The organism is Variovorax sp. V118, assembly GCF_041154445.1.
Taxonomy (GTDB): Bacteria; Pseudomonadota; Gammaproteobacteria; order Burkholderiales; family Burkholderiaceae_C; genus Variovorax; species Variovorax boronicumulans.
The window spans coordinates 270,796-293,921 of the sequence record NZ_AP028663.1 but is presented as its reverse complement, the minus strand read 5'-3'; the positions used below and the strand labels follow the sequence as shown (position 1 = coordinate 293,921).

Genomic DNA, 23,126 nt, shown 5'->3' with positions numbered 1-23,126 from the left:
AAATCCATCTTTCTCCAGCGCCGGATGAGGCAGATCCCTATATCCGTCGATATCGTTGGGCTGAGCATTCTCGGGACGAGCCGCTTTGGTATGTTGAACTTCTCTCTCCTTCGGCGTCCGGAGAGAGGGGAGAGTTCTTGAGTCGCTACATCGCAACCCGCGCAAGTGACGTCGTATTTATCCTTGAAGGGTCTGCTCCGGAGGATGTACAACTACATGTGGTTCTGCCAGCTCACATGACAGATCAAAAGGCTCCTCTATTCGCGAGGTGTCTCGCGATATGGCAAGGCAGGGTAGGCGGGCGGGAGCACTCATTAGCTTGGCTCTTCGAAACCGATCACGGTATGTTTGTCGACCCGCTCTGTGGTCAGAATATTCAACAGGTCGCGAAGGAATGCCTACGATGGAGGGACGCGGAGTTCGGCTGCTTGCTGTCAGATGAATCGCGTGAAATCGACGACTACGTGAGATTCAATAGTGGATGACACAAAGGCCTCTCGGCTCGAGCTGATGGACAAAAAATACTACACACCGATGCCTTGACCACGGGGCATTAAAAGCTGCTCCTAAGCTCGAGTTGCCAGAGGACTGACCGCAAACAACGGGCATGGTTGTAGCCCTGAGAAAAGAGAGATCATCATGGGGAACTCAGTGCTTCGAATGACAGCAAGTCCTGAATTCATCCGCCGAATGAAGGAGCGTTTTGCCGAGATTGCTGTGGCGAAAGCGAAGTTGGGCTTGCCAAAGGCCGTGATCATCCAAGGCGTTGTGTACCGCGAGTTCCCTGACGGCAGACTAGAGCCCGTGGACCCACAGAAAACGGCCAAGGATTAGAAGAGATCTGAGCCAAGGGTACTGCCGTCAGCCACAAAATCCATTGCCGTCCACCGTCCCTCCCAAACACCATCTGATCTTGTGACTAGAGGTTAGGCGAGAGAAATCCATGCGAGCCGAAGTTGTCCATGCCTGGTCATCTAACTCGTGCCGGGCCGCTTCGATCTGCCGATCGCCCTGGGCATCCTCGCGGCCAGCGGGCAGATCGAGAACGCGCGGCTGGCCGGCCACGAGTTCGCCGGCGAGCTGTCGCTGTCGGGCGAACTGCGGCCCGTGCGCGGCGCGCTCGCGATGGCCGTGGCCACCTACACGCAAGGCACGGCCGTGCGGCTGGTGCTGCCCCTGGACAGCGCCCAGGAGGCCGCGCTGGTGCCCGGCGCGCAGGTGTACGGCGCCAAGCACCTGCTCGACGTGGTGCGCCAGTTCGTCGCCAGCGGCGGCGGGCCCGTCGACGCGACCGACGACGGCTGGACCCGCGTGCGCGCCGCGCCCGGCGACGGCGCCCCGCGCTATGCCGACCTGGCCGACGTCAAGGGCCACACGGGCGCCAAGCGCGCGCTCGAGATCGCCGCGGCCGGCGGCCACAGCCTGCTCATGGTGGGCGAGCCGGGCTCGGGCAAGTCGATGCTGGCACACCGCTTCGCCGGCCTGCTGCCGCCGATGAACGTGGACGAAGCGCTGGAGAGCGCGGCCATCGCCAGCCTCGACGGCCGGCTGGCGCCCGAGCGCTGGATGAGCCGCCCGACGGCCACGCCGCACCACACGGCGAGCGCGGTGGCGCTGGTGGGCGGCGGCTCGCCGCCCCGGCCGGGCGAGATCTCGCGCGCGCACCACGGCGTGCTGTTTTTGGATGAATTCCCCGAGTTCACGCGCGCCGCGCTCGAAGCCCTGCGCGAGCCGCTGGAGACCGGCACCATCACGATCACCCGCGCCGCCCGTCGCGCGGAGTTTCCGGCGCGCTTCCAGCTCATCGCCGCGATGAACCCCTGCCCCTGCGGCTACCTCGGCTCCACGCTCAAGCCCTGCCGCTGCACGCCCGAGCGCGTCGCGCGCTACCAGGGCAAGCTCAGCGGTCCGCTGCTGGACCGCATCGACCTGCACATCGAAGTGGCGGCCGTGTCGGCGCCGCAGCTGCTCGACGCGCCGGCGGGCGAGTCGACCGACAGCATCCGTGCGCGCGTGGTGGGCGCACGCGACCGCGCGCTGCAACGCCAGGGCCACGCGAACCAGGCGCTGCAGGGCCGCGCGATCGACACGCACGCCGTGCTCGATGGCCCCGCCCGCCAGCTGCTGCAGCAGGCGGCCGCGCGGCTGGGCTGGTCGGCGCGCAGCACGCACCGCGCGCTGAAGGTGGCACGCACCATCGCCGACCTCGCGGGGCAGGACGCGGTGCAGGCCGCGCACGTGGCGGAGGCGGTGCAGTACCGCCGCGCATTGCGCACCGGCACGCCCTGACGCGCTGCCCTCTTACTTGAACTCGTGGCTCACCACCGGTGCGGACTTGCTGTCCTGCACCGTCACGCGCTGGCGGTAGGCCGTGAGGTCGCCATTGCGCACTTCGATCGTGTAGATGCCGGGGCGCAGCGGCAGCGACTTGAGCGGCGGGCTCACGCCGCGGTCGGCGCCGTCGACGAAGACCTGGCCCCAGGGCCGGATGTTGAACTGCACGCGGCCCATGCCGGGCGCCGTGGCCGGCGGCGGTGGCGGGGCCGGCGGTGCGCCCGCGATCACGGTCGGCACGGGGTTCGTGCTGCCCGCGGCAGGCGGCGGCGGTGACTGCCGGTTGAGCTGGGCGATGGCGTTGCGCGCCTCGCGCGCATGCAGGCCGCGGCGGTGGCGCCGCAGGTAGGCCTCATAGCTTTCGCGGGTGTTCTCGGCCTGCGCCAGGTTCCAGTCTTCCACCTCGGCGACCACGGCGGGGTCGGGGGGCGGCGGCGCTTCGGGTTGGGCCGGCGGTGCAGGCTGCGCGGGCGGCGCCTCGGGCTCGGCCGGGGGCGCCGCAGGTGGCGTGGGCGCGGCGGCGACCGGCACGTTGTCGAGCGGGCTCAGCGGGGCGCTGGCCGATGCAGCGGGCGCGGACGCCGGCGGCGCCTCGGAGGTCGCGCCGGCCGGCGGCATCGCGGCCGGGGGCGCGCCCGGATCGGACATCGGCGTGCCGGGCGGCGGCGCGGCCGCGATCATCGGATCGGACGGCGCCTTGGCCGTCAGCCGCCAGCCGATCCAGCCGCCGACCGCGAACAGCGCGAGCACCAGCGCGCCGACAAGGAACCACGGCGGACGCTTGGCCGGCTTCTTCGGGCGCGCGACAGGCGATGGCGGTGCAGGCGGCGGTGCCTGCACGCGCGCGGTCGCCGCTTCCACAGGCACGGGCTGCACCTCGGGCGCGGGCGGTGGCGCTTCCTCCTCCGGCTCCGGTGCCGGCGGCTCCTGCGCCACGGGCGCCGCGACGGGCACGGCAGCAGCAGCAACCACCGCCGCCGGCGGCGCCGCCCGGTCCACCACGTACAGGTCGCCCAGCTTCACCAGCCCCAGCTCCGCCGCAAAGGCCGCCACCGTCTGCGTGCGGTCCTTGCTGTGCACGGCCAGCGTGTGGTCGACCGCGGCGCAGAAGGCCGGGCTCAGGTCGTCGCGGTCCATCGACGACAGCGGCACGTAGGCGTCCTGCACGCTGCGCACCACGGCCGAGGGCGGCGGGTGGCCGGTCACCGCGCGGTACAGCACGGCGCCCAGCGCATAGAGGTCGGTCCACGCGCCCTGCAGCAGCGTGTTGTCGTCGGCGTACTGCTCGATCGGCGAGTAGCCCGACTTCACCATCACCGCGACCTCGTCGACCAGGTCGGCGATCGACTTGCGCGCGGCGCCGAAGTCCAGCAGCACCGGGCGGTCGTCCTGCTGCTGGATGAAGATGTTGTCGGGCGCGATGTCGCGATGGAAGCACTGGCTGTGGTGCAGCGTGTCGAGCGCGCCCAGCAGCGGCCCCAGCATGCCCAGCAGCCAGGGCTCGGTCAGCGTGCCCGGCTCGCTCTCGGCCAGCTGGCGCAGCGTGCGGCCCTTGTACAGCTGGATCGCCATGTAGGCGGTGGAGTTGGCCTCCCAGAAGCGATGCACCCGCACCAACGCCGGGTGGCTGAACTGCGCCAGCGTGCGCGCCTCGTTGATGAAGCTGCGCAGGCCGGCCGCGAAGGTGGCGGTGAGGCGCTCGGAGCGCACGTGCACGCTGTTGTCGCCCACGCGGCGCGCGAGCATCGAGGGCATGTATTCCTTGACCGCCACCTCGCGCTGCAGCGAGTGGTCGTAGGCGCGGTAGACGATGCCGAAGCCGCCCTCGCCGATGACTTCGAGCAGCTCGAACTCGTCGAGCCGGTGGCCCGTGCCGAGGGGATGGGGGCGCTCCTCCTGCGGGTCGGGCGTCGCGCTAGGGCTGGCGGGCGTCGTCATGGGGTGTCTCTTCTTCCTGCGGGTGGGTCGGGCGTGTCAGGCCCACGGCACGTGGCCTTGCGAAAACAACTGGGAAAACAGCGGCGTGTTGAGCCCGCCGCCGTGCGCCGCGGTGCGCAGCGGCGAGCCGTCGGCCTGGTTGGTCCACCAGTAGCTGGTGCCGCCGAAGGGGTCGAAGCACAGCGGCAGCTCGGGCCAGCCCAGGCGCTGCTGGGCGCTCGCGCCGCGCGCACCGTTGGCAGCAGGGCCGGCGGCCGCGCCGAGGATCGAGAGGATGTCGTCCGAGCCGCCGCTGGCGGTGCGAAAGCCCGTGCGCCCCGCGGCCAGCACCTGGCCGTCGAAGAGGTCGGGCGCCACGCCGTGGCGGATGGCCTGCAGCAGCGCGCTGCCGCACTGCCAGTACCAGGCGGCCGAACCTTCGAGCAGCGCGGGGTGGTAGCGCGCCGCGTCCACCTGCAGCGCCACGCAGGCCGGGTAGTAGCGGCCCACGCGGTCGCAGCTGGGCGCGATGCAGCCCAGCTGCACCGCGTTCACGCCGTGCGTGGCGGGGATGGCGAAGTTCCAGACCGGGGCCACCGCGTAGTGGCGCGTCATGGCGTCGGGCCAGCGCTTGAAGCTGCCCAGGCCGTTCTGCATCCAGCGGTCCCACCAGGCCTGCAGTTCGCGCGGCATGCGGCGGTAGAGAAAGTCGCCGGCCGACGGCAGCTTGCCGTACCAGCCGATCTGCTCGTCGAGCGGCGACCAGGCGTGCGGGGGAGGCGTCATCCTAGGATTTCCCGGGGCAGGAGAAGCTGTTCATCTGCGACAGCCGCAGCGGGTTGTAGACGCTGTTGGCCGTCACCGCGAGCACCACCTTCTTGCCTTGCAGGTCGAAGGTCGCGTTGAACGACTCGGGCGTGCGCCCCGACGAGATCGAGGCCTTGTCGAACAGCCGGTGCAGCGCCCACGGCCCTTCGGTCACGATGCCGCCGGCCGGCGTGCCGTTGGCCACGGTGACCTGCAGCCGTACCTGGTTGCTGTTGCGCGGGCCGGGCCACTTGATGCTGCTGGGCGCCTGCGGGCCGTGCGCGTAGCGCACCGTCTGGCCGTCGATGTCCAGCGTGAACTGCGTGAGCGTGGCGTCCATGTCCTCGGGCCGGATGTCGAGCGTGAACGAGGGCGTGCGCCCGCCCGCCATGCCCGTGAAGAACACGTCGCGGATCGCCTGTGCCTTCTGGAACGCGTCGAGGTAGGCCGAGCGCCCCGACGCGCTGCCGTCCACGCCGCGCTTGAAGGTCCACGGGTTGACCGAGGTGTCGACCTGCGAGGCGAGGTTCTTCTGGAAGAAGTCGTCCATCATCCCGCCGGGCGCGAACAGCTGCGCGAAGTCGCCCGCCGCCACGTCGCGGTTGGAGCCGCGCGCGAACGGGTAGCGCCCCGCGATCGCCTGGCCGCAGAACTGCCCGATGGTCGCGGCCGCGTTCTGCCCGATGTTCTGCCGCGTCACCGCCGCGGCCTTCGACGACGCGGTGGCCGACAGGTCGTTCAGCATGCCCTGGAACGGCACCGGCAAACGCCCCGCTTCGGCCTGCAGCTTGGTCACGGCATCGCCCGGCGGCGGGATGTTGCCGCTGCGCAGCGCCGTGTCGGTGGCGGTGAGGAAGGTGTACAGCTCGTTGATGAGCGCGGCCGTCTGGTCCAGCGGCGTCTGGCCGCCGGCCTTGGGCGCGGTCACCATGCGCCGCAGCGGCGCGAAGTGGTTGTCGACCAGCGACTCGGGCCGGTCGGGCGCGGTGTTGCGGCGCTGGCTGCCGTCGGGCTGGCCGATGAGCTGCTCGATGCGCTCGCGCGTGCTGGTCACGCGGTTCTGCGCCTGGTCGAGCAGGCTGCGCGTGGCCTCGTCGTGGTTGCGCAGCAGGTCGGTCTCGCGCGCCGCGCCGCGGATGAGGCGCGACATCGGCGACTCGCCGGTCGACAGCACGCGCGTCATCTGGATGCTCTGCAGCAGCGACTTGCTCTCGGCCAGCCGGATGTCGGCCAGGTACTCGTCCCAGGTGCGGATGTAGTCGCTGAGGTACAGGCGCCGCACCTCGCGCAGCAGCAGCTCGCGCGAGGTGATGTCGGCGATGCCCGGCGCGCGGATCTGCAGCACCCAGCGGTCTTCCTGCTCCAGCGCCAGCGTGGTCTCGGCCATGCGCTTGTCGAAGATGTCCCAGTAGCCGCGGTAGGTGAAGAGCGTGGGAATGCCGTCGGTCAGCGGCTTGCCGCTGGCGCGCCGGACCACCAGCGCCGACTCCGCGCCGCCCGCCTCGGCGATGGTGAAGGCGTTGGGCGCGCTGGTCTGCAGGAGGATGCGGCGCAGCCGCGCGTACGAGCGCTGCGCCAGCGGCACGCCGGCCAGGCGCTCGCGCGTCTGCGCGATGAGCTTGTCGTCCTTGGTGAAGGGCGAGCTCACGACGCGGTCGGCGAACAGCGTCTTCAGGTGCGCTTCGAGGTTCGTGCGCTGTTCGCGCGTGAGCGAGGCGCCGATCTTGCGGTCGACGTCGGTCAGCAGCCAGGCCTGCAGAAAGTCGGCGTCGTAGCGCTCGGGGTCGTACAGCATGAGGTAGGCCTTGAGCGCCTCGTAGCTGTATTCGGCATCAAGCTTCGCGGCCTCGCGCAGCGACTGCTCCACGCGTTGCGCGGCCTGCGGCAGCAGCACGGTTTCGAGCGCGCGCTGGTACACGCCGTCGGTGGCGGCCTGCAGCTTCTCGCCCTGGTAGAGCCCGAAGCGGTAGCCCACGGGCGGATCGCCGATGTCGAACTCGGCGGACTTCGGCAGGTCGCGCAGGCGGTCGAGGATGAGCAGCGAACTCGCGATGTCGCCGCTCGAATCGACCACCGTCGGCAGCTCGCCGCGTGCGGCGGCCTTGTTGAAGGCCTTGGCGTTGCCGTCCACCTCGGCCACGTAAGCCTTGTTGTGGCGCCAGCTGTTGGCCCACGCGCCCAGCAGCACCACCGCGAGCATGCCGACCAGCGCGTAGCCCGCGAGGTCGATCGCGCGGCGGCGCCGATACCAGCGCAGGTTGGTGCCCGCCACGCCCGCGTCGCGGAAGATCACCTGCTGCAGCAGCTCTTTCAGGAAGTAGCTCTTGCCTGGACCCGGCGGCGGCGCGGGCGGCGCGTTCACCTGCAGGTAGCGCTTGATGGCGCCCATCACGCGGTCGAAGGCCGTGCCCTCCTGCGTGCCGCTGGTGAAGTACACGCCGCGCAGCAGCGGCGCCACCTCGAACTTCGACGGGTTGAACACATCGGCCAGGAAGGTGCCCAGGATGTCCTCGAAGCTCGCGAACTGCTGCGGCAGCAGGTAGGCCTGCGCGCGCCGCATCGGGTCGGGCTCGGTCGCCATCAGCTCGGGCAGGCGCTCGTCCAGGCGCTGGTGCAGCAGCTTGTATTCCTGGTGGAAGCGCTCGCGCAGGTCGGCCTTGGCCGGGTCGGCGGGGTTGCCCTCGATGGGGAAGGTGAAGCCCCACACCTGCTGGCGCTCGGCGCGGCCCAGCGAGCCGAAGTACTCGTTGAAGCCGGCCAGCAGGTCGGTCTTGGTGACCAGCACGTACACCGGGAAGTTGATGCCCAGGTCGTTGCGCAGCTCGAGCAGCCGCTTGCGCAGCGCCATCGCGTGGCGCGCGCGCTGCGCGTCGTCGGCCAGCGGCAGGTCGGCGATGCTGATGGTGAGGATCGCGCCGTTGATCGGCTGGCGCGGCCGGAACTTCTTGAGCAGCTCGATGAAGCCCTTCCACTCGCCCTCGTCGGTCTCGCGGTGGCTCTCGTGCGTGGTGTAGCGCCCGGCCGTGTCGATGAGCACCGCCTCGTTGGTGAACCACCAGTCGCAGTTGCGCGTGCCGCCGATGCCGCGCACCGCGGCCTTGCCGAGCTGGTCGGCGAGCGGAAAGTCGAGGTCGGAGTTGACCAGCGCCGTGGTCTTGCCCGAGCCCGGCGCGCCGATGAAGATGTACCAGGGCAGCTGGTAGAGGTACTGCCGGGCGAACAGCGCGAAGCGCCCGGCCGCCTTGCCGCCGGGGCCCGGGCCGAAGCGCATGTTCTTCAGCACCGCGGTGGCGTCGGCGAAGCCGCTGTGCAGCTCCTTGATCTCGGGCGCCTCTTCGGGCTTGGCCTCCTTCGCCTTGGGCGACGGCGTGCGCAGCTGGTGCAGCAGCTGCGCGTTGAGGCGGCGCTCGCGCCACTTGCGGTAGGCCACGCGCACCAGCCACACGCCGAACATCAGCGCGATGACCACGATGCGCACGAACTCGCCTTCGAGCGGCCGGTAGCGGCCCACGGCGATCACCGGACCGATGACCCAGATCAGGAACGCGAGCGCGACCAGCCCGAAGAAGACCCAGAGGTCGCGGCTGACGAGAAAACGGAAGAGCGCGCGCAGCATCAGCGGGTTCCTCCTTGTGGTGGTTGCTGCCGGGGTTGCGGCGCAGACCCCGGCACGGGCACGCCCGCCACCGGCGCCACCAGCAGCGTCACCTCGACGCGCCGGTTGCGCGCGCGGTTGGCCGCCGAGTCGTTGGGCACCAGCGGATCGGCGTCGCCGCGGCCTTCGGCGCGCAGCCGCTCGGGCCGGCTCAGGCGCGTGGCGATCATGGCCTTCACCGCATCGGCGCGCGCCTGCGAGAGCTGCCAGTTGGACGGGAAGCGCACGCTGCGGATCGGCTGGTCGTCGCTGAAGCCGCTGACCAGCACGTTGCCTTCCACCGCGTTGAGCGCGTCGGCCACGCGCGCGAGCACCGGCGCGTAGCGGTCGAGCACGCGGTCGGAGCCCGAGGCGAACAGGCCGTCGCCGCGCAGCACCACCACGCTGCGGTCGGCCTCGTCGCGCACCGTGAGCAGGCCGTCGCGGATCTCGGGCTCGAGAAAGCGCTGCAGGCGCGGCTGCGCCGCGGGCACCGCCACCGCGCGCTGCGTCTGCGGCAGGCGCACCGCGTTCACGGCCGAGAAAGCGCCGTCGGAATGGCCCGCGAGGTTGAAGGTGAGCACCGCGAACACCAGCACCAGCAGCACCGCCGCCACCGCGCCCACGGCCCACACCGGCAGCCAGTGGCGCGTGCGGCGCACGGGCGCGCTTGCGTCCTGCCAGTGCGGCGACAGCGGCGCGGCGATTTCGCCGCGCGCCTGCCGGATGATCTGCAGCAGCCGCTGCTTGAGCGTCTCCAGCTGCGAACGGCCGTTGTCGATGACGCGAAAGCGCCCCTCGAAGCCCATCGCCAGGCAGAAGTAGATGAGCTCGATGAGGTGCAGGTGCTGCTGCGGGTTTTGCACCAGGCGCGACAGCAGCTGGAAGAACTTCTCGCCGCCCCAGGTCTCGTTGTGGAACATCACGAGCAGGCTCTGCGACGACCAGATGCTGCCGCCCCACGGCGTGAGCGCCGCGGCCTCGTCGACCGCGGTGCACAGGCAGTAGCGCGCGCCGATGATCACTTCGGGCGCGATGCCGGCCTGCTGCGCGCGCGTCTCGAAGCGCCGCACTTCGTCGACCAGGTGCTCGCGCAGTTGCGCGGGCGACGGGTGGTGGCCGGTGGCGCGGATCTGCGGGATCAGGTCGAGCAGCGGATTGGCCGCCGCCACCAGCGGGTTGTTGCCCGCCAGCGCCGTGTCGCCCGCATGCGGGCGCCGCGCGTCGTGCCACGCGGTGAAGGCATCGGGCTGGGGTTGCTGCTGGGGTTGCGGCCCCGGGCCGCTGTGCGTGGTCGCGCCGCCGCCCGGATTGGGCGGCACGAAGCCACCCGGGCCGACGGCCATGTCATTGGCACCGTTCATAGGGTCCCTCACGGACGGATGGCCCAGAACTCCATGGCGAGCCCCGGAAAGTCGCCGGCCAGGTGCATGGCGACGCCGCCCGATTTCTCGAGCTGGCGCCACATGTCGCCGCCCTTGTCGAGTTCGAAGTAGTGGTAGCCCGCGTGGTACGGGATCTGGCGCGGCGCCACCGGCAGCGAGCGCACGACCACGCCGGGCAGCTGCAACTGCACGAGGTCGCGGATGCGCTCAACCGAGCCGATCTTGACCTGCGTCGGAAAGCGCTGCTGCACGGCATCGGCCGGCAGGTCGGCATGCACCGCGAGCACGAAGGCCGCGTTGCGCACCAGCACCGGGTCGGGCATGCGGCCCACGCGCACGCCGTGGCTGCGCTCTTCGAGTTCGATGGCGATGGCGCTCTGCTCGAGCACCGCCGACAGCGAACGCCGCAGCTCCTCCATCAACGGGCGGATGCTCTCGTTGAGGTTGTCGTGGTCGTACACCGGCCACACCACCGGACGGCGCGTGGGCGAGGTGTGCGTGGCCAGGTCGCAGGCCAGCTTGAGCCAGTCGACGAACAGCGTCTCGGGGTGCACCTGCACCGCCTGCTGCGCATGCCAGGTGAGCGCGAGGTAGCGATTGACCAGCTCCAGCAGCAGGAAGTCGGAGACCTCGCTCACGCCGCCGCGCCCCGGCTGCGACAGCCGCGAGGCCAATGCCTCGGAGCGCTGCGTGAGCAGGCCGTGCAGCTCGGCCGTCATGCTGCGCAGCATCGGATGCGCCGAGGCGTCGAGCACCGGCGGGATGTAGTTGGCATCGACCACCAGCTTGTGGTCGGTGCGCCGCTCGATCACGCGCACCGCGCCGATGGCCTGCCACTCGGCCGTGAGCGACGACGCGCGCGCCAGCCGCAGGCGCGGCTTCGCCAGCTGCAGCACCGCGGGGCCGAGCGCCACCGCGTTGCCGTCGGCCACTTCGCGCTCGACCACGCCGAAGCGCGCGGCCGAGCCTTCGTCTTCCGAGAAGATCACCTCTTCGCTGCCGGGCCTGCGCAGCGGCAGTGCGAGCACGATGAGTTCGTCGGTGAGGTCGGTGGGCACGTCGAAGGGCATCGGTGCGTCTTCGAGGCCGAACGAGAACGGCGTGCCGTCGGGCAGCACGCCCGCGCCGCCGAGCAGCGACACGCGCCCGAGCGCGAAGGCATCGCGGTCGATGTCCAGGTGCAGCCATCCCCAGTAGGCACCCTGCATGCCCGCGGTGCGGCGAGTGACGTACTGCTCGACATAGCGCTCCATCTGCTGGAAGTGCTGGGGCCGCAGGTACATGCCTTCGGACCACACCACGCGATTCGCCAATGCCTGAGATTGGGCGCCCTGACCGGCTGCGCCCGCGTTGCGAACTGTCACCAAAGAACCTCCTGGAGTGCTCACACGGAGGCGGGAAATGCGCTGTACAGCGGCTCCCCGCTCGATCTTCTTTCGCGTCTGATGCTACACGGCGCCTCTTGCGTTTTGCATGCCTTTTCAGAGGCGAATGCGCCGCACTTTCGTATTAGCGCGCGTTGAAACTTAACGACTTGGTAGCAGTTCGAGGCCGCTCTTGCGCACCGCGATGCGCACGCTCTGCTCGCTCGGAGAAAACTGCCACACCTTGTAAAGATTCGTTTGTTTCGGCTCCTTCAACGGCAACACGATGCGCCACCGCGCCGCTTCCAGCTTGCGATAGCCGGCGATCACGCCGATGGCGCGCGAGTCGAGGCCGGCCTCGCGCTTGAACACGCGTTCCTCGCCGCTGCGCAAGATGGCCTGGTCCGCGTTCACGAGCTCGGTCATGAGCGTCTCGCGGTCGCGATCCTGCAGCGCGAAGTAGTCTGCCGTTTCAAAGTTGCCGGAAGATTTCAGTTCGAAGACCTTCACGAGAATCGGTGCGGCCTGGCCGCGACCATCGGGATTCACGCCGTCGTCGATGCGCACGGTGATGGCATACGGCGTGGGCATCGACTTCGCGGTCGATGCGCAACCAGCGAGGCCTGCGAGCAACGGCGATGTGGCCAATGCGCCTTGAATCAAGGTCCGTCGATGCATGAGATCTCCCTGAAAGCTTCGCGATCTATATTATCGAAACCATGCACGCGCACGGTGTGCATTGCGTGCTGTTGCATCGTGATGCAACAGCACGCCCTCTCTCACGCATTGCCTCTCGCGAAGTAGGAGAAAAGATTGAAGTCTTGCCTGCCTGTTCTGTCTTTTGCCTTCATGCTTGCGCTGTTGAGCGGCTGCCAGAGCACCCCGGATGCCTCACAGCAACCCGAACGCCTGAGCCAGCAAGTGGCACGCACCACGCTCGAACGCGCGCAGCAGGCCTACGATGCGGGCGACTACGCCAAGGCCATCTCCACCTTGAAGAGCGGCGGCGTGTCGGTGTTCGACGGGGCCGAGCCCGCGACGCGGCTGGCCGCACTCAAGCTCGAGGCCTTCAGCTACTGCGTGAATAACCAGATCGCGGAATGCCGCACGCAATTCCGCAAGCTCCTCGATGTGTTCCCGAGCTTCGACCTGAATGTCGCGGAACGCACCCACCCCGTGTGGGGCCCCGCGTTCGAGGCCGCGAAGAAGATGAAGCGCGGATGACACGCGGCCGGCCACGGCCGCGCCCGGGCACGCTCGCGCCCACCGCGACGAACATGGAGATGCCATGCGCTGGACAGTGATTGAACACGGCGGCATGCCCGTGGCCTCGGGGCCTTCGGCGCTGCTCGCAGCCCCGGGCGGCACCATCGGCCGCAGCCCCGACAACCACCTCGTGCTGCCCGACGAACACCGGCAGATCTCGCGCCTGCAGGCCACCGTGCGCTTCGACGACGACGGCGCCGCCGTGGTGCGCAACATGAGCGCGGTGCTGCCGATCAGCGTGAACGGACGCACGCTGCGCCACGAAGAAGAATCGCGCGTCGCGCTGGGCGACCGCGTGACCATCGGCAGCTACGTGCTCGAAGCCGCGAGTGCAAGCCAGGCACCTCCGCCTGCGATCGCCGAGGCGCCCATCACCGAGCCGCTCACCGAGCCACCGGCCGCACCGATCACCGAGCCGTCGCTGTCGCAGTTGGTGCCTGCCTCGCCTGCAGCATCGAACCTCGCGTCGGCCCCGTCGATCAGCGCACTGCTGCCCACTGCGGCGCCGGCCTCCGATGTCTTCGCGGACCTGTTCGGCGAAGGCGCGCTGCCTCTTGGCGATGCACCGCCCGAGACGACGGTCGCGATGCCAACCTTCGCGCCGGCACCGGTGAATGCGCCGGCCCCTGCGCCCTTGCCTGCACCGCCGCCACCGTCGCTCTCTTCCACTGCTGCAGCGCCTTCCACGACCACGCAGGTCTCCGCGCAGATGCCGTCGGCCGCCGACTGGGACGCCATCCTCGCGAACGCGCCGCGCCGTGCCGACGATGCGGCGGTACCGATGCCCGACCCGCTGGCGCACGAGCCCTTCGCCCTGCCCTCGCAGGCGCAGCGCAACCCCGTCGATCCGCTCGCCGAACTGGACCCGCAGGCGACGCAAGGCCTGTCGGACCTCGCGCTCAAGCGCAGCATGGACCCGCTCTCCTTCTTCGCCGAAGACCGCGATGCGCCCTCGCCGCTGTCCGACCCGCGCCCCACGGCGCTGACGCAGGACAACCCGCTCGACGACGTGCACCCGGCCATGGATCTGATCACACGGCCGCCGGCCTCGGCGTCGGGCCACAGCCTCGCGAACCATGCGCGCGAAATGACGTCGCAGTTCAATCCGCCGCAGCCGGTGGCGGTTGCGCCATCGGTCGCCATGCCGGAGCCTGTGGAAGAGATTGCGCCTGTTGAAGAAAAACCTGTCGTTGCCGCGGCGCCGGAGATTCCCGTCGCACCGGCGGTTCCTGAAGAAGCGCCGCCTGCCTTGCCCCTCGCTGCAGTCCCTGCACCAGCGCCGGCCTCACCACGCGCCCCCTCCTCCGGCGACGACCTGTTCAAGGCGTTCCTCGAAGGCGCCGGCGTGCCCGAGATCGCGGGCCAGCAGCCGCTCGATGCCGAGGCGATGCGCCACCTCGGCCGGCTGATGCGCGCCTTCACCGACGGCACCATCGAGCTGCTGTCCTCGCGCGCCATGCTCAAGCGCGAGGTGCGCGCCGAGATCACCATGATCGTGGACGAAGAGAACAACCCCTTCAAGATCCTGCCCAACGGCCGCGCCGTGCTGATGCAGATGTTCGGCGCGCGCATGCCCGGCTTTCTCACGCCCGAGGCCGCCGTGCACGATGCGCTGGGCGACCTGCAGTCGCACCAGCTCGGCATGGTGGCCGGCATGCGCGCCGCGCTGCTCACGCTGCTGCACCGCTTCGACCCGGGCGGTCTCGACAAGGCCACGCCGCACGACGGCGGGCTCGGCGAGAAGTTATTGCCCGGTGGTCGCGAGGCGCGGCTGTGGCGCCAGCTGAAGCAGCTGCACGCCAGCACCACCGCCGCCGTCGAAGACGACTTCCAGGCCGTCTTCGGCCGCGCCTTCCAGCAGGCCTACGACCGCGAGATGGAACGCTTGAAGGAGGCGCGCCGTGCTTGAAGCCACCCACGCCTTCGCCGTGCCCATCTCGACCTCGCAGTTCTCGTGCGTGGGCGAACGCAGCGGCAACCAGGACGCCATCGGCTACCACCTGGACGAACGCAACGCCTGCTTCGTCGTGAGCGACGGCGTCGGCGGCCACGCGGGCGGCGAGCTGGCCTCGCGCATCGTGGTCGACACTGCGCTCAACACTTTTGTCGACCACCCGTCCGTCGCGGCCGAAGACATCCGCCATGCCGTGAAGGAAGCCAACGACGCCGTGCTCGCCAAGCAGCGCGAGCTGGCCGACCAGAGCCGCATGAGCGCGACCATCGTCTCGCTGTTCGTCGACCGCGCCACCGGCGAGGCCTGCTGGGCCCACGTCGGCGACAGCCGCCTCTACTGGTTCCGCCGCGGCGCGCTGATGCAGCGCACCGAAGACCACAGCCTGTCCGAACGCTCCGGCGAAGCCGCCGCGGGCCAGGGCGCCAACGGCGGCGAGCGCCTGGTGAAAAGCAACCTGCTGTACCGCGCGCTCGGTGCGCGCGCGACGGCGGAGACCTCGGTGTCGACACCGCAGCGGCTGGCCGACGGCGATGCGTTTCTTCTGTGCACCGACGGGCTCTGGCAGCTCATCTCGCAGCAGGTGATGGAACGATCGCTGCAGCTGGCCGACAGCGCGGAAGAGTGGCTCGCGCTGCTGCGCCGCGCGGCCGAAGCCAAGGCCGACAAGTCCCGTGACAACTACTCGGCGCTGGCGGTGTGGGTGGGGTCGCCGCAGCAGGTGACGCTGGCGGGGGCAACTTCGACAGCGCAGCCAGTCGCGCCCCGTTAAGCCGGGGAAACAGCCCCGTCGCGCACCGCTCGACAGGGCGGCGCCTCAGGCCGCCAGCACAAGCACCTTCAACTGGCTTGGCACCAACCGCATGCCGACGATGTTGCAGCGGTTCTGCAACGTGATGCTTGTAACGCGCGTGGCTGGCGTGCCCTTGAGCAGCACGGTGAAGGCGCCCGTCAGGTGGCGCGACTGCTGCATGAAGGTCTGGGACACCACACCGCCAAGCGCACCCGGCTGATCGCCGAGCGTGATCGGTGTCACCGTGGCCATGTTGTGGGCCGGCATGCCCGCGAACAGGATGTTCCATGCATTGGGAATGGCCATCGGCCCCAACGCCATGTTGGGGAAAGGGATGGGAACCGGCGTGCGGCACACGTCGGGAAACGCGAGATCCATCCCCATGAGTTGGCAATTGGCGAACATCGTGCGACCTCCTCAGCCCATGTGGATCTGCGAGGCATCGACCTTCACGAGGTCCTGCCCTGTGACCATCGTGTGCCGGCCATGGATACGCACCGTGTCGCTGGCCTTGCAGTCGAGGTGCCGGACCCGGGACTGGTCCATCTCGTCGACGATCCGCAACGTGTTGCGTGCCATCTGCACGATCCGGTCGGCCACCGTCTCGAGGACCTTGCCGAAGAACCTGGTCGTTCCTGCGGTCGCCTCGACGGACTTCGCGGTGAAGCGCAATTCGTCGGTGCGGCAATCGGCAGTGTCGGCCTGCAAGGCCCACTGCCCGGCGCTCATGGCGAGCCGGGTGCCGCTGCGCAGGCGCACCTCGCCCTCGCTCTCGATCGCGACCGGATGCGCATTGCCGCCGAGCACCAGTGCGCCATCGACCTCGATGCGGCTGACGGCGGCATCGGCCTGCTCGAGCACCGCGATCAGGAAGACGCGGTAGGAGTCCGGCCCCGAGAGCAGCACGGTGTCGCCGACCTGCGGCTTGAGCAGGCAACTGGCCGCACGCCGGCAGGTGCGCACGCCACCGGCCTCGTCCTCGACGGCGAACTGCCCGTCGTCCAGCAGGCGGCGAACCGTGCCGATCGAATGAACCGGGGATGAGGCGTCGGATGCGACGCGCAGCGGAACAACATTCATGATGATTTCCCTTTTCGAACTGGACGAGGCTTCGGCCCTCGTATGAAAGGATGGCGAGCCATCAGCGAGCGTCGGACCACGACTGTGCGCGGTGCAGGTCCGGATCGTTTTCGATGATGCCGCCGCGCCCGGAAAAACGGGTCCCCTGTTGGACGGCGCGGTGCAGGCGGGTGCGCAGAAAGCGGGCGTCCCTGAGGTCCGCGTCCGTGAGGTCCGCATAGGAGAAGTCTGCGTCTTGCAGGTCGGCCTGCGCGAAGCTGCTGCCTTTGCAGCGTGCGCGCTGGAACACGCTGAGCGGCAGCCGCGCCTGCGCGAAGCTCACCCCCTCGAGCGCGGCATCCACCCACAGCGACTGGTCGAACCGCCCCGCGGTGCAGTCGGCACCGCCCAGGTCGGCTTCCGCGAAGATCGTCATGCCGGCCTCGACCCCGGTGAAGCGGGCGCCGCGCAGCGAGGCCCCCTTGAAGTTGCTCTGCGTGAGCGTGGCATGGCGGAAATCCGCTTCGTCGAGCTTGGAGTCGGTGAACTGGCAGCGGCGCAGCACGAGCCCGGCCAAGTGCTGGCGCGCGAGGTCGCATTCGAGGAACACCACGCCCTCGCCTTCGAACTGTGCGAAGACGGCGGTGCGCAGGTCGAGCTTGAACATCGTCACGGTGTTCAGGCTCGCACCGGTGAGATCGCAGCGCGCCAGGCTCGATTCCATGACCGTGGCCTGCGCCATGCGGCGGGTCCGCAACGAGGCGTCCGCCAGGTCGCAGCGGAAGAAGGTGACGCGATCGAGCACCGCCTCGTCGAAGCGGGCGCCCGCCAGATGAGACTCGACGAACGACGCCTGCTCGAGCATGGCCTGCGAGAGATTCGCGCCCTCGAAGCGCCCGCGGAACATCTGTACCTGTTTGCCCGTCGCACCCGAGAAATCGCAGCGGTCCATCGGGCAATGGGTGATGACGCTGCCCGACAGATCGGCGCCGCGGAAATCGGCGCCGGTGAAGTCGATGCGGTCCCACAGCGCCCCCGAGAGGTCGAGCCCGCGCAGATCCCAGCCGCGGCAATCGAGTCCGTGCAGCTGCACGCCGTGCCGCACGTCGTCCAGCAAGGACTCGGGAGTCATGATGCCGCCTCCGGGTCGCGCCGCGGCCAGACCTTGGCATGCTGCGTGTAGGCGTCGTCGAGCAAGGTGGTGGCATCGATGAAGGCCTGCGACACGTCGGCGCGAAACAGGTTCGCCTCGCGCAGGTCACAGCCGAGCAGGTTCGACTTCGAGAGGTTGGCGTCGATCAGGTGGGCCTTGCGCAGCGAGGCGCGCGCGAGGTTTGCGCGCACGAACAGGCTTTCGCCGGCGACGAAGCCGTCCAGCCGCGCATCGGACAGATCGCACTCCGAAAGGTCGCAGTTCTCCAGACGGGCCGCGGTCAGGTCCGCTGCCGCGAAGGAGGTGCCGCGCAGCCCGCACTGCTTCATGAACATTCCCACGGCCGTCGCGCCGGCGAATGAGCTGCCGAGCGCGACACCACAGGCATCGAACCGCGCATGGGACAAGTCGACATCCGCAACCAGCGTGACCGTGACGAAGCCGCAGCGCACCAATCGCGCGGCCTTCAAGGACACACGCTCCAGGCTGCATTCGAGCAGCACGACCTGGTTCAGCTCGGCCTGGTCCAGCACCAGATCGCGCAGCGTCATGCGGCGCAGCGCGACCTGCGTCCAGCGCGAGGATTGCATGGCGCATTCCACCATTTCGGTCTCGTGCAGCTGGGTCTGATCGAGCTGCGCGCCACGCAGGCTGCAGCCCCTGAAGCGCGTGCCATGGCACAGGGTCTCGCGCAGGCTGGCCGACGCGAGATCGCAATCTTCGAGGCGCGCGCCACCCAGGTTGGCCTTGTCCAGCCGACTGCCCACGAGGCGTGTGTCCGTGAGAACGGCCCGCGCGAGCACGGCTTCGGAGAAGTCGCAGCCCTCGAGATTCGCTCCCTGCAGGTTCGCATCGGCCAGGACCGCGTGGGTGAAATCGGCCCCGCGCAGGTCCATGCCCGACAGGTCTGCACCGGTGAGATTCATCTTCGAGAAGTGGCGCCGCCCAGGCTCCGCCGCGGCCAGCCTGCGGCGCAACTTGGCAGCCCTGAAGCTCGGCACGCGCGGTGGCGTCGGGGTCAGGTGCGCCGAATAGAGGCGGCCCTGAAGCTTCAGCGGATCGGTCTCCACCGGGGCATCGACGCTCTCTTCGTTCGCTTCGCTTTCCTCGCGCGAGCCTTCTGCCTCCTCCTCGAATACCGAAGGCACCGGGGCCTCGGCGCCCTCGGGAACCTCGGGCTCCGATGCGCGTTCGGCCTCGACCCGGGCCACCTCGCCCTCCAGCCGCGCGCGCGTCTGGACCGCCTGCGCCTCGGCGCGCTCCAGGTACTCGGGCAGGTCGTCGAAGGCCGGCAGGACCTCGGGCGCCGGCGGCGGCGTGAGGTAGTCGCCGGGGTCGAGCCCCTGTGCGAGCAACTCGGCACGCTGGCTCTCGTAGTGCCTGCGCATGCCGGCCTGCAGGTTGCGCGGCAAGGGCTCGGCCAAGGTATCGGGCATGCGCATCGCAGTCCATTCCGCGAGCAGCGGGCGCGGCACCAGATCGCTGTCGCGCAGGACGTGGATGCTGCTCTTTTCCGGGTCGATGCGCTTGCGCATCACGTCGGCGTAGTGCGTCAGCGTGCGCGGCGCGTCCGGCAGTTCGATCGACGGCATGATGTGCGTCACGTCCGCGGCATCGTCCTCCCGGATCGGGGTGGTGCCGTGCCACACCAGCACCACCCGTTCGCGGTCGGGAAAGAACCAGGCGGTGCTCAGTCCGAGGTCGACGCGGCGCAACTCACCGACCTCTTTGGAAAAATTGAGGTGGCAGACCGCATGCCACGCGGGCAGGTTGCCGCGCAGCACCGGGATGCGCGGGTGCATGTTCCAGAGCTCGTAGGGCGCACCCGTGGGAAGCACGGGCTGGCCGGGCCAGCGCTGCTCGGGGCTGGCGGCATTGAAGAAGCGCCAGTCCAGGTCGTCGGCAAAGCCGGGGAATCCCGTCTGCAGCCATGCATCGTCGTACTTCGTCCCGGCCAGCGCCATGCGCTGCGGTGCATCGGGCAGGTAGCCCGAGAACGAGGCCGGCCGCGAGCGCTGCCCGCGGCGCTGAATCTGCTGCCCGACCACCTCCACATTGGGAAGCCGGCAGGTCTGTACGCCATTGACGAGTTCGTCGACCGTGCCCAGCCCCAACGGGTTGTCGGGAACATTGGGGCCGCCGAACGCGTGGCGCCAGTCGAGCGGCATCTGCTCGAATGCGGCCGGCTCGGTAATACGCCCGCCCAACCAGAAACGGTCGCCGAACACGGCCAGCGAACGGTCGACCCCGCCGACGCGCAACCGCACCGCGCACCGGGTCTTGTCGTCCTGGTGCGCCGTGTAGGCGAATCCGCTGGCCAGCACCTCGGCCTCGCCCTTGGGCATGCTCATGTCGAGCACGCTGCCGGGATCGAGCACATCGCCCGCCATCTGCCAGAGCTCCTGCTCGGGCTGCAGGCGCGACTCGGCCTCCAGGCTGGCGCAGGCCAGCACAGCAATGCCCAGCTGGTTGCGGGAACGCCAACGGTAGGGGCGGGTGAGAAGGCTGAGGCGAAAGGGCTTGACGATCTTCAAGGTCGGCTTCGGGTGTGGGCAGTGCGCGGTGGGGGCGCGGAATCAGAAGGAAAAACCGCCCGGCGCGACGATCGGCGAGATCACCAGCTCGGTGGTGGGCGATGCGGAGGCGAAGCGCACGAGCACCGGCCGCCCCATCGCGTACAGCGGCAGCTCGTTCAGCATCACCACCTTCTGCACGACGACCTGCCGCTCGACGCCGTCGCGGTCGGCGAAGCGCACGGTGAGATTCATCAGCGGGCTGGTATCGCTGTAGGCGCCGCCGACCTCGCTGCCGACGATGACGCCCTGCGCCTGCGCGTCGAAGCCGCGGCTGCGCGCCTCGCGGCGACGGATCGACAGCAACTCCCACGCGCCGCACAGCAAGGCCGAGCCCGCGAAGATCGATGCGATGCAGGGCAGCACGAGCCACATCGAGAGGGTTTCCATCGGCAGCAGGAGCGGCAGCAGGCCCGCCGCCACCAGCACGGCGCCCAGGACTCGGATCGCGCGTCGATGGGGCATCGCGGTTGCGGTCATCACGGGATCAGCACGAGGATCTTGATGTCGATGTAGACCGTGCCGATCGAGACCTTGGCTTCGGCCTTCTGGTTGAAGGCCTGGTTCGACCAGCGATAGGCCTTGATGTCGAAACTCGCCCCACCGATGTTGGTGGAGACCGCATTGAAGGTCTCCGACAGGGTGGCGTAGGTGAGCGAGTTCACCCAGGCGAACGAGAACATGAGCTTGGCCTGCGAGCGGATGTAGCTCGACGCCTTGGTCGTGGCGCTGCCACCCGCCACGGTCTCGATGCTGCCGTCGTACTTGTTGGTGTGCTTCTCGGTCGAATGCAGGAGGATCTTCTTGGCCTTGACGTTGAAGTTCGTCTCGGCGTCGATGGACACGTTCTTGGCCTTGCCCACGTAGTCGCCCGCCGACACGGTGGACGTGTGGTCGCCCGTTTCGATCGTCTCCGTGAGGCCACCCTTGATCGTGTCCTTGCCGCCGCCGCCCAGGACATCCCGCTCCCACCCTGTCTTGTAGCTCTCGAACCGCTTGCCGGCCCAGGTTTCCAGCCTGGAGTCCCCGGTGTAGACGTGCTCGGTCATGCCGTTCTTCACGTCGACGTGCAGCGCGTTGTCGAAATTCTCCTGTCGCAGGCCGGCCATCACGTGCACGTTGGAGTCGCCTGTCTCAACGGTCTCCGTGGCCCCCTCCTTGGTCGTGATCGCGATGGCGTTGTTGAAGAAGTGCTCGGCCTTCTTTGTCACTTCCAGCTTCGAGCCCGACTTGTAGATCGCGTGATCGAGGCCGTTGACCACCGTCGTGGTCCGCGCCTGGTCCACGGTGAGCTCGTCGTTCTTGTGGACGTTGGTGGTGCGGTGACCCTCCACCGTGTGGGTCTCGTCGTTCTCGACCTCGATGAAGAAGTCCTTCTGTGCATGGATCTTGATCGACTCGTTGCTCGGGTCGTCGTCGATCACAAAATGGTTGGCCAACTCCCCATCGCCTTTCACGGTGCGGCTGATGAAGCCGCTGACCGTCGCCTTGGCAGGAAGCTCCAGCGGCGGCATCTGGTCGGCGTTGTAGACGCGCCCGATGATGATCGGCCGGTCGGGGCAGCCCGCGATGAAATCGACGATCACCTCCTGCCCCACGCGCGGATGGTTCACAGCGCCGAAGTTGGAGCCCGCCCACGCGCTGGACACGCGCACCCAGCACGAGCTGTCTTCGTTGCGCTGGCCGTAGCGGTCCCAGCGGAACTGCACCTTCACGCGGCCGTACTTGTCGATCCAGATGTCCTCGCCGGGCGGCCCGACCACGGTGGCGGTCTGCGGGCCCTGGGTGCTCGGCACGCGCGTGATGCGGCGCGCGCGGAACGGGAACGAGGTGGGCTGCACGCCGAAGTGAAAGCTGTACTCGCCCGGCATGCCGCCGCTGGCGTAGCCGCCTTCGCGCAGGCTGTACATCACCGAGACGACGAGGTACTCGCGGTTGTCTTCGTTGCGCGGTGCGTTCTGCATGGTGAAGCGGTAGCCGGGCGCCATGCCGCGCACGTTGGTGTGGCCGGTGTCGACCTCGGCCTGGGCCTGCGCTTCCTCGAGGCGGATGCGCGCGTAGTGCTCGCCCTGCCCCGCATCGCTGTAGCCGCCCATCCACTCGTACATCTCGTAGCGGCCGTGGTCGTTGCCGCGCGGCTGGCTGCGCGTGTTGAGCAGGTCGGCCCGGGGCTTCTTGAAGTCGAAGTCGTCGACCACGTAGGTGCCGGGGCGGATCTCCTCGGTGACTTCCCATTGGTCGATCACTTCGCGGCCGGGGTCGGTGACGCGGTCGCTCGCGAGGTAGCCGATCTTCGGGTAGCCGGGCAGCGTCTCGTGCGCGCTCATGTCGTCGGCCAGCACCAGCGTGTGCTGGTTCTTGTCGTGCTTGAAGTAGTAGTAGATGCCCTCGTGCTCCATGAGGCGGCTCACGAAGGCGAAGTCGGTCTCCTGGTACTGCACGCAGTACTCCCACTGGCGGTACGAGGCGCTGAGCTTCTTCTCGAAGGCGAAGCCGTACTCGCCCAGCACGTCTTCAAGAATCTCGACCACCGACTTGTTCTGGAAGATCTTGCAGTCGCTGGTGCGCGTGAGGTACCACAGCCACGGCCGCACCGAGGCGCGGTACACGGTGTAGCGCGAGGAGCCGCCCTCGCGCCCGATCATGGTGAAGCGCGTGATCTGGCCGTTGAGGTAGCGCGGCGTGCCGCTCAGCGTCTGTATCTCGAGCGCCAGCGGCTTGCCGAGCAGGCCCTTCATGTCGACCGAGGTGTTCGGGCTCAGCAGGTCGACCTCGAACTCGAACAGCTGCGACAGCCCTTCGCTGCCGTGCATCGAGCGGAACAGCAGCTGTTCTTCTCCAAGCGGGGTGTGGGCTTTGACGACTCTGTCCATGCGGCTCTCCCTTGGGT

The 23,126-nt window shown here is 68.9% G+C and carries 16 protein-coding genes; 4 read left to right on the top strand and 12 right to left on the bottom strand.

The annotated features are described in order from the left end of the window. Window positions 1–981: 981 nt before the first annotated feature. Window positions 982–2,289, top strand: coding sequence for a YifB family Mg chelatase-like AAA ATPase (locus ACAM52_RS01330; RefSeq protein WP_369645874.1), 1,308 nt, complete (start codon window positions 982–984; stop codon window positions 2,287–2,289). 12 nt (window positions 2,290–2,301) lie between these two features. Here the strand turns inward: ACAM52_RS01330 and ACAM52_RS01325 are convergent, their stop codons facing one another. From ACAM52_RS01325 to tssJ, 6 genes are all read right to left on the bottom strand, one after another. Next, window positions 2,302–4,272 (bottom strand): serine/threonine-protein kinase, encoded by a 1,971-nt coding sequence (locus ACAM52_RS01325; protein WP_369645873.1) that lies wholly within the window; start codon window positions 4,270–4,272, stop codon window positions 2,302–2,304. A gap of 36 nt (window positions 4,273–4,308) precedes the next feature. Beyond that, entirely contained in the window at window positions 4,309–5,037 is a 729-nt protein-coding gene (gene tagF, locus ACAM52_RS01320; RefSeq protein WP_095743178.1) for a type VI secretion system-associated protein TagF, read from the bottom strand. A 1-nt stretch (window position 5,038) separates the two neighbouring features. Beyond that, entirely contained in the window at window positions 5,039–8,674 is a 3,636-nt protein-coding gene (gene tssM, locus ACAM52_RS01315; protein WP_369645872.1) for a type VI secretion system membrane subunit TssM, read from the bottom strand. Continuing rightward, complete coding sequence (locus tag ACAM52_RS01310) at window positions 8,674–10,056, bottom strand: DotU family type VI secretion system protein (RefSeq protein WP_369645871.1); 1,383 nt, start codon at window positions 10,054–10,056, stop codon at window positions 8,674–8,676. The genes tssM and ACAM52_RS01310 overlap by 1 nt, the downstream gene beginning before the upstream one ends. An 8-nt stretch (window positions 10,057–10,064) precedes the next feature. After that, entirely contained in the window at window positions 10,065–11,360 is a 1,296-nt protein-coding gene (gene tssK, locus ACAM52_RS01305) for a type VI secretion system baseplate subunit TssK (RefSeq protein ID WP_235926916.1), read from the bottom strand. 243 nt (window positions 11,361–11,603) lie between these two features. Next, window positions 11,604–12,119 carry a type VI secretion system lipoprotein TssJ gene (gene tssJ, locus ACAM52_RS01300; RefSeq protein WP_062473939.1) on the bottom strand — a complete coding sequence of 172 codons (516 nt, stop codon included), beginning with the start codon at window positions 12,117–12,119 and terminating at the stop codon, window positions 11,604–11,606. A gap of 171 nt (window positions 12,120–12,290) precedes the next feature. Here tssJ and ACAM52_RS01295 point away from each other — a divergent pair, with 171 nt between their 5' ends. From ACAM52_RS01295 to ACAM52_RS01285, 3 genes are all read left to right on the top strand, one after another. Further along, complete coding sequence (locus ACAM52_RS01295; RefSeq protein ID WP_223301458.1) at window positions 12,291–12,665, top strand: TssQ family T6SS-associated lipoprotein; 375 nt, start codon at window positions 12,291–12,293, stop codon at window positions 12,663–12,665. A 64-nt stretch (window positions 12,666–12,729) separates the two neighbouring features. After that, complete coding sequence (tagH, locus tag ACAM52_RS01290) at window positions 12,730–14,616, top strand: type VI secretion system-associated FHA domain protein TagH (RefSeq protein ID WP_369645870.1); 1,887 nt, start codon at window positions 12,730–12,732, stop codon at window positions 14,614–14,616. Then, entirely contained in the window at window positions 14,609–15,430 is an 822-nt protein-coding gene (locus ACAM52_RS01285) for a PP2C family serine/threonine-protein phosphatase (RefSeq protein WP_369645869.1), read from the top strand. Before tagH ends, ACAM52_RS01285 begins: the two co-directional genes overlap by 8 nt. Window positions 15,431–15,475: 45 nt before the next feature. Here ACAM52_RS01285 and ACAM52_RS01280 read toward each other — a convergent pair whose 3' ends face one another. The 6 genes from ACAM52_RS01280 to ACAM52_RS01255 form a co-directional block, all read right to left on the bottom strand. Next, entirely contained in the window at window positions 15,476–15,856 is a 381-nt protein-coding gene (locus ACAM52_RS01280) for a DUF4150 domain-containing protein (RefSeq protein ID WP_062473947.1), read from the bottom strand. 12 nt (window positions 15,857–15,868) lie between these two features. After that, window positions 15,869–16,531, bottom strand: a complete 663-nt coding sequence (locus ACAM52_RS01275; protein WP_062473948.1) for a DUF3540 domain-containing protein — start codon at window positions 16,529–16,531, stop codon at window positions 15,869–15,871. A gap of 61 nt (window positions 16,532–16,592) precedes the next feature. After that, on the bottom strand, window positions 16,593–17,627 hold the full coding sequence (locus ACAM52_RS01270; RefSeq protein ID WP_369645868.1) for a pentapeptide repeat-containing protein: 1,035 nt from the start codon (window positions 17,625–17,627) through the stop codon (window positions 16,593–16,595). 11 nt (window positions 17,628–17,638) lie between these two features. Then, window positions 17,639–20,197 carry a DUF2169 domain-containing protein gene (locus ACAM52_RS01265; RefSeq protein ID WP_062473953.1) on the bottom strand — a complete coding sequence of 853 codons (2,559 nt, stop codon included), beginning with the start codon at window positions 20,195–20,197 and terminating at the stop codon, window positions 17,639–17,641. A gap of 42 nt (window positions 20,198–20,239) precedes the next feature. Further along, complete coding sequence (locus ACAM52_RS01260; protein ID WP_157627346.1) at window positions 20,240–20,701, bottom strand: hypothetical protein; 462 nt, start codon at window positions 20,699–20,701, stop codon at window positions 20,240–20,242. Window positions 20,702–20,715: 14 nt separating this feature from the next. Further along, window positions 20,716–23,109 carry a type VI secretion system Vgr family protein gene (locus tag ACAM52_RS01255; RefSeq protein WP_369645867.1) on the bottom strand — a complete coding sequence of 798 codons (2,394 nt, stop codon included), beginning with the start codon at window positions 23,107–23,109 and terminating at the stop codon, window positions 20,716–20,718. Window positions 23,110–23,126: the final 17 nt, after the last annotated feature.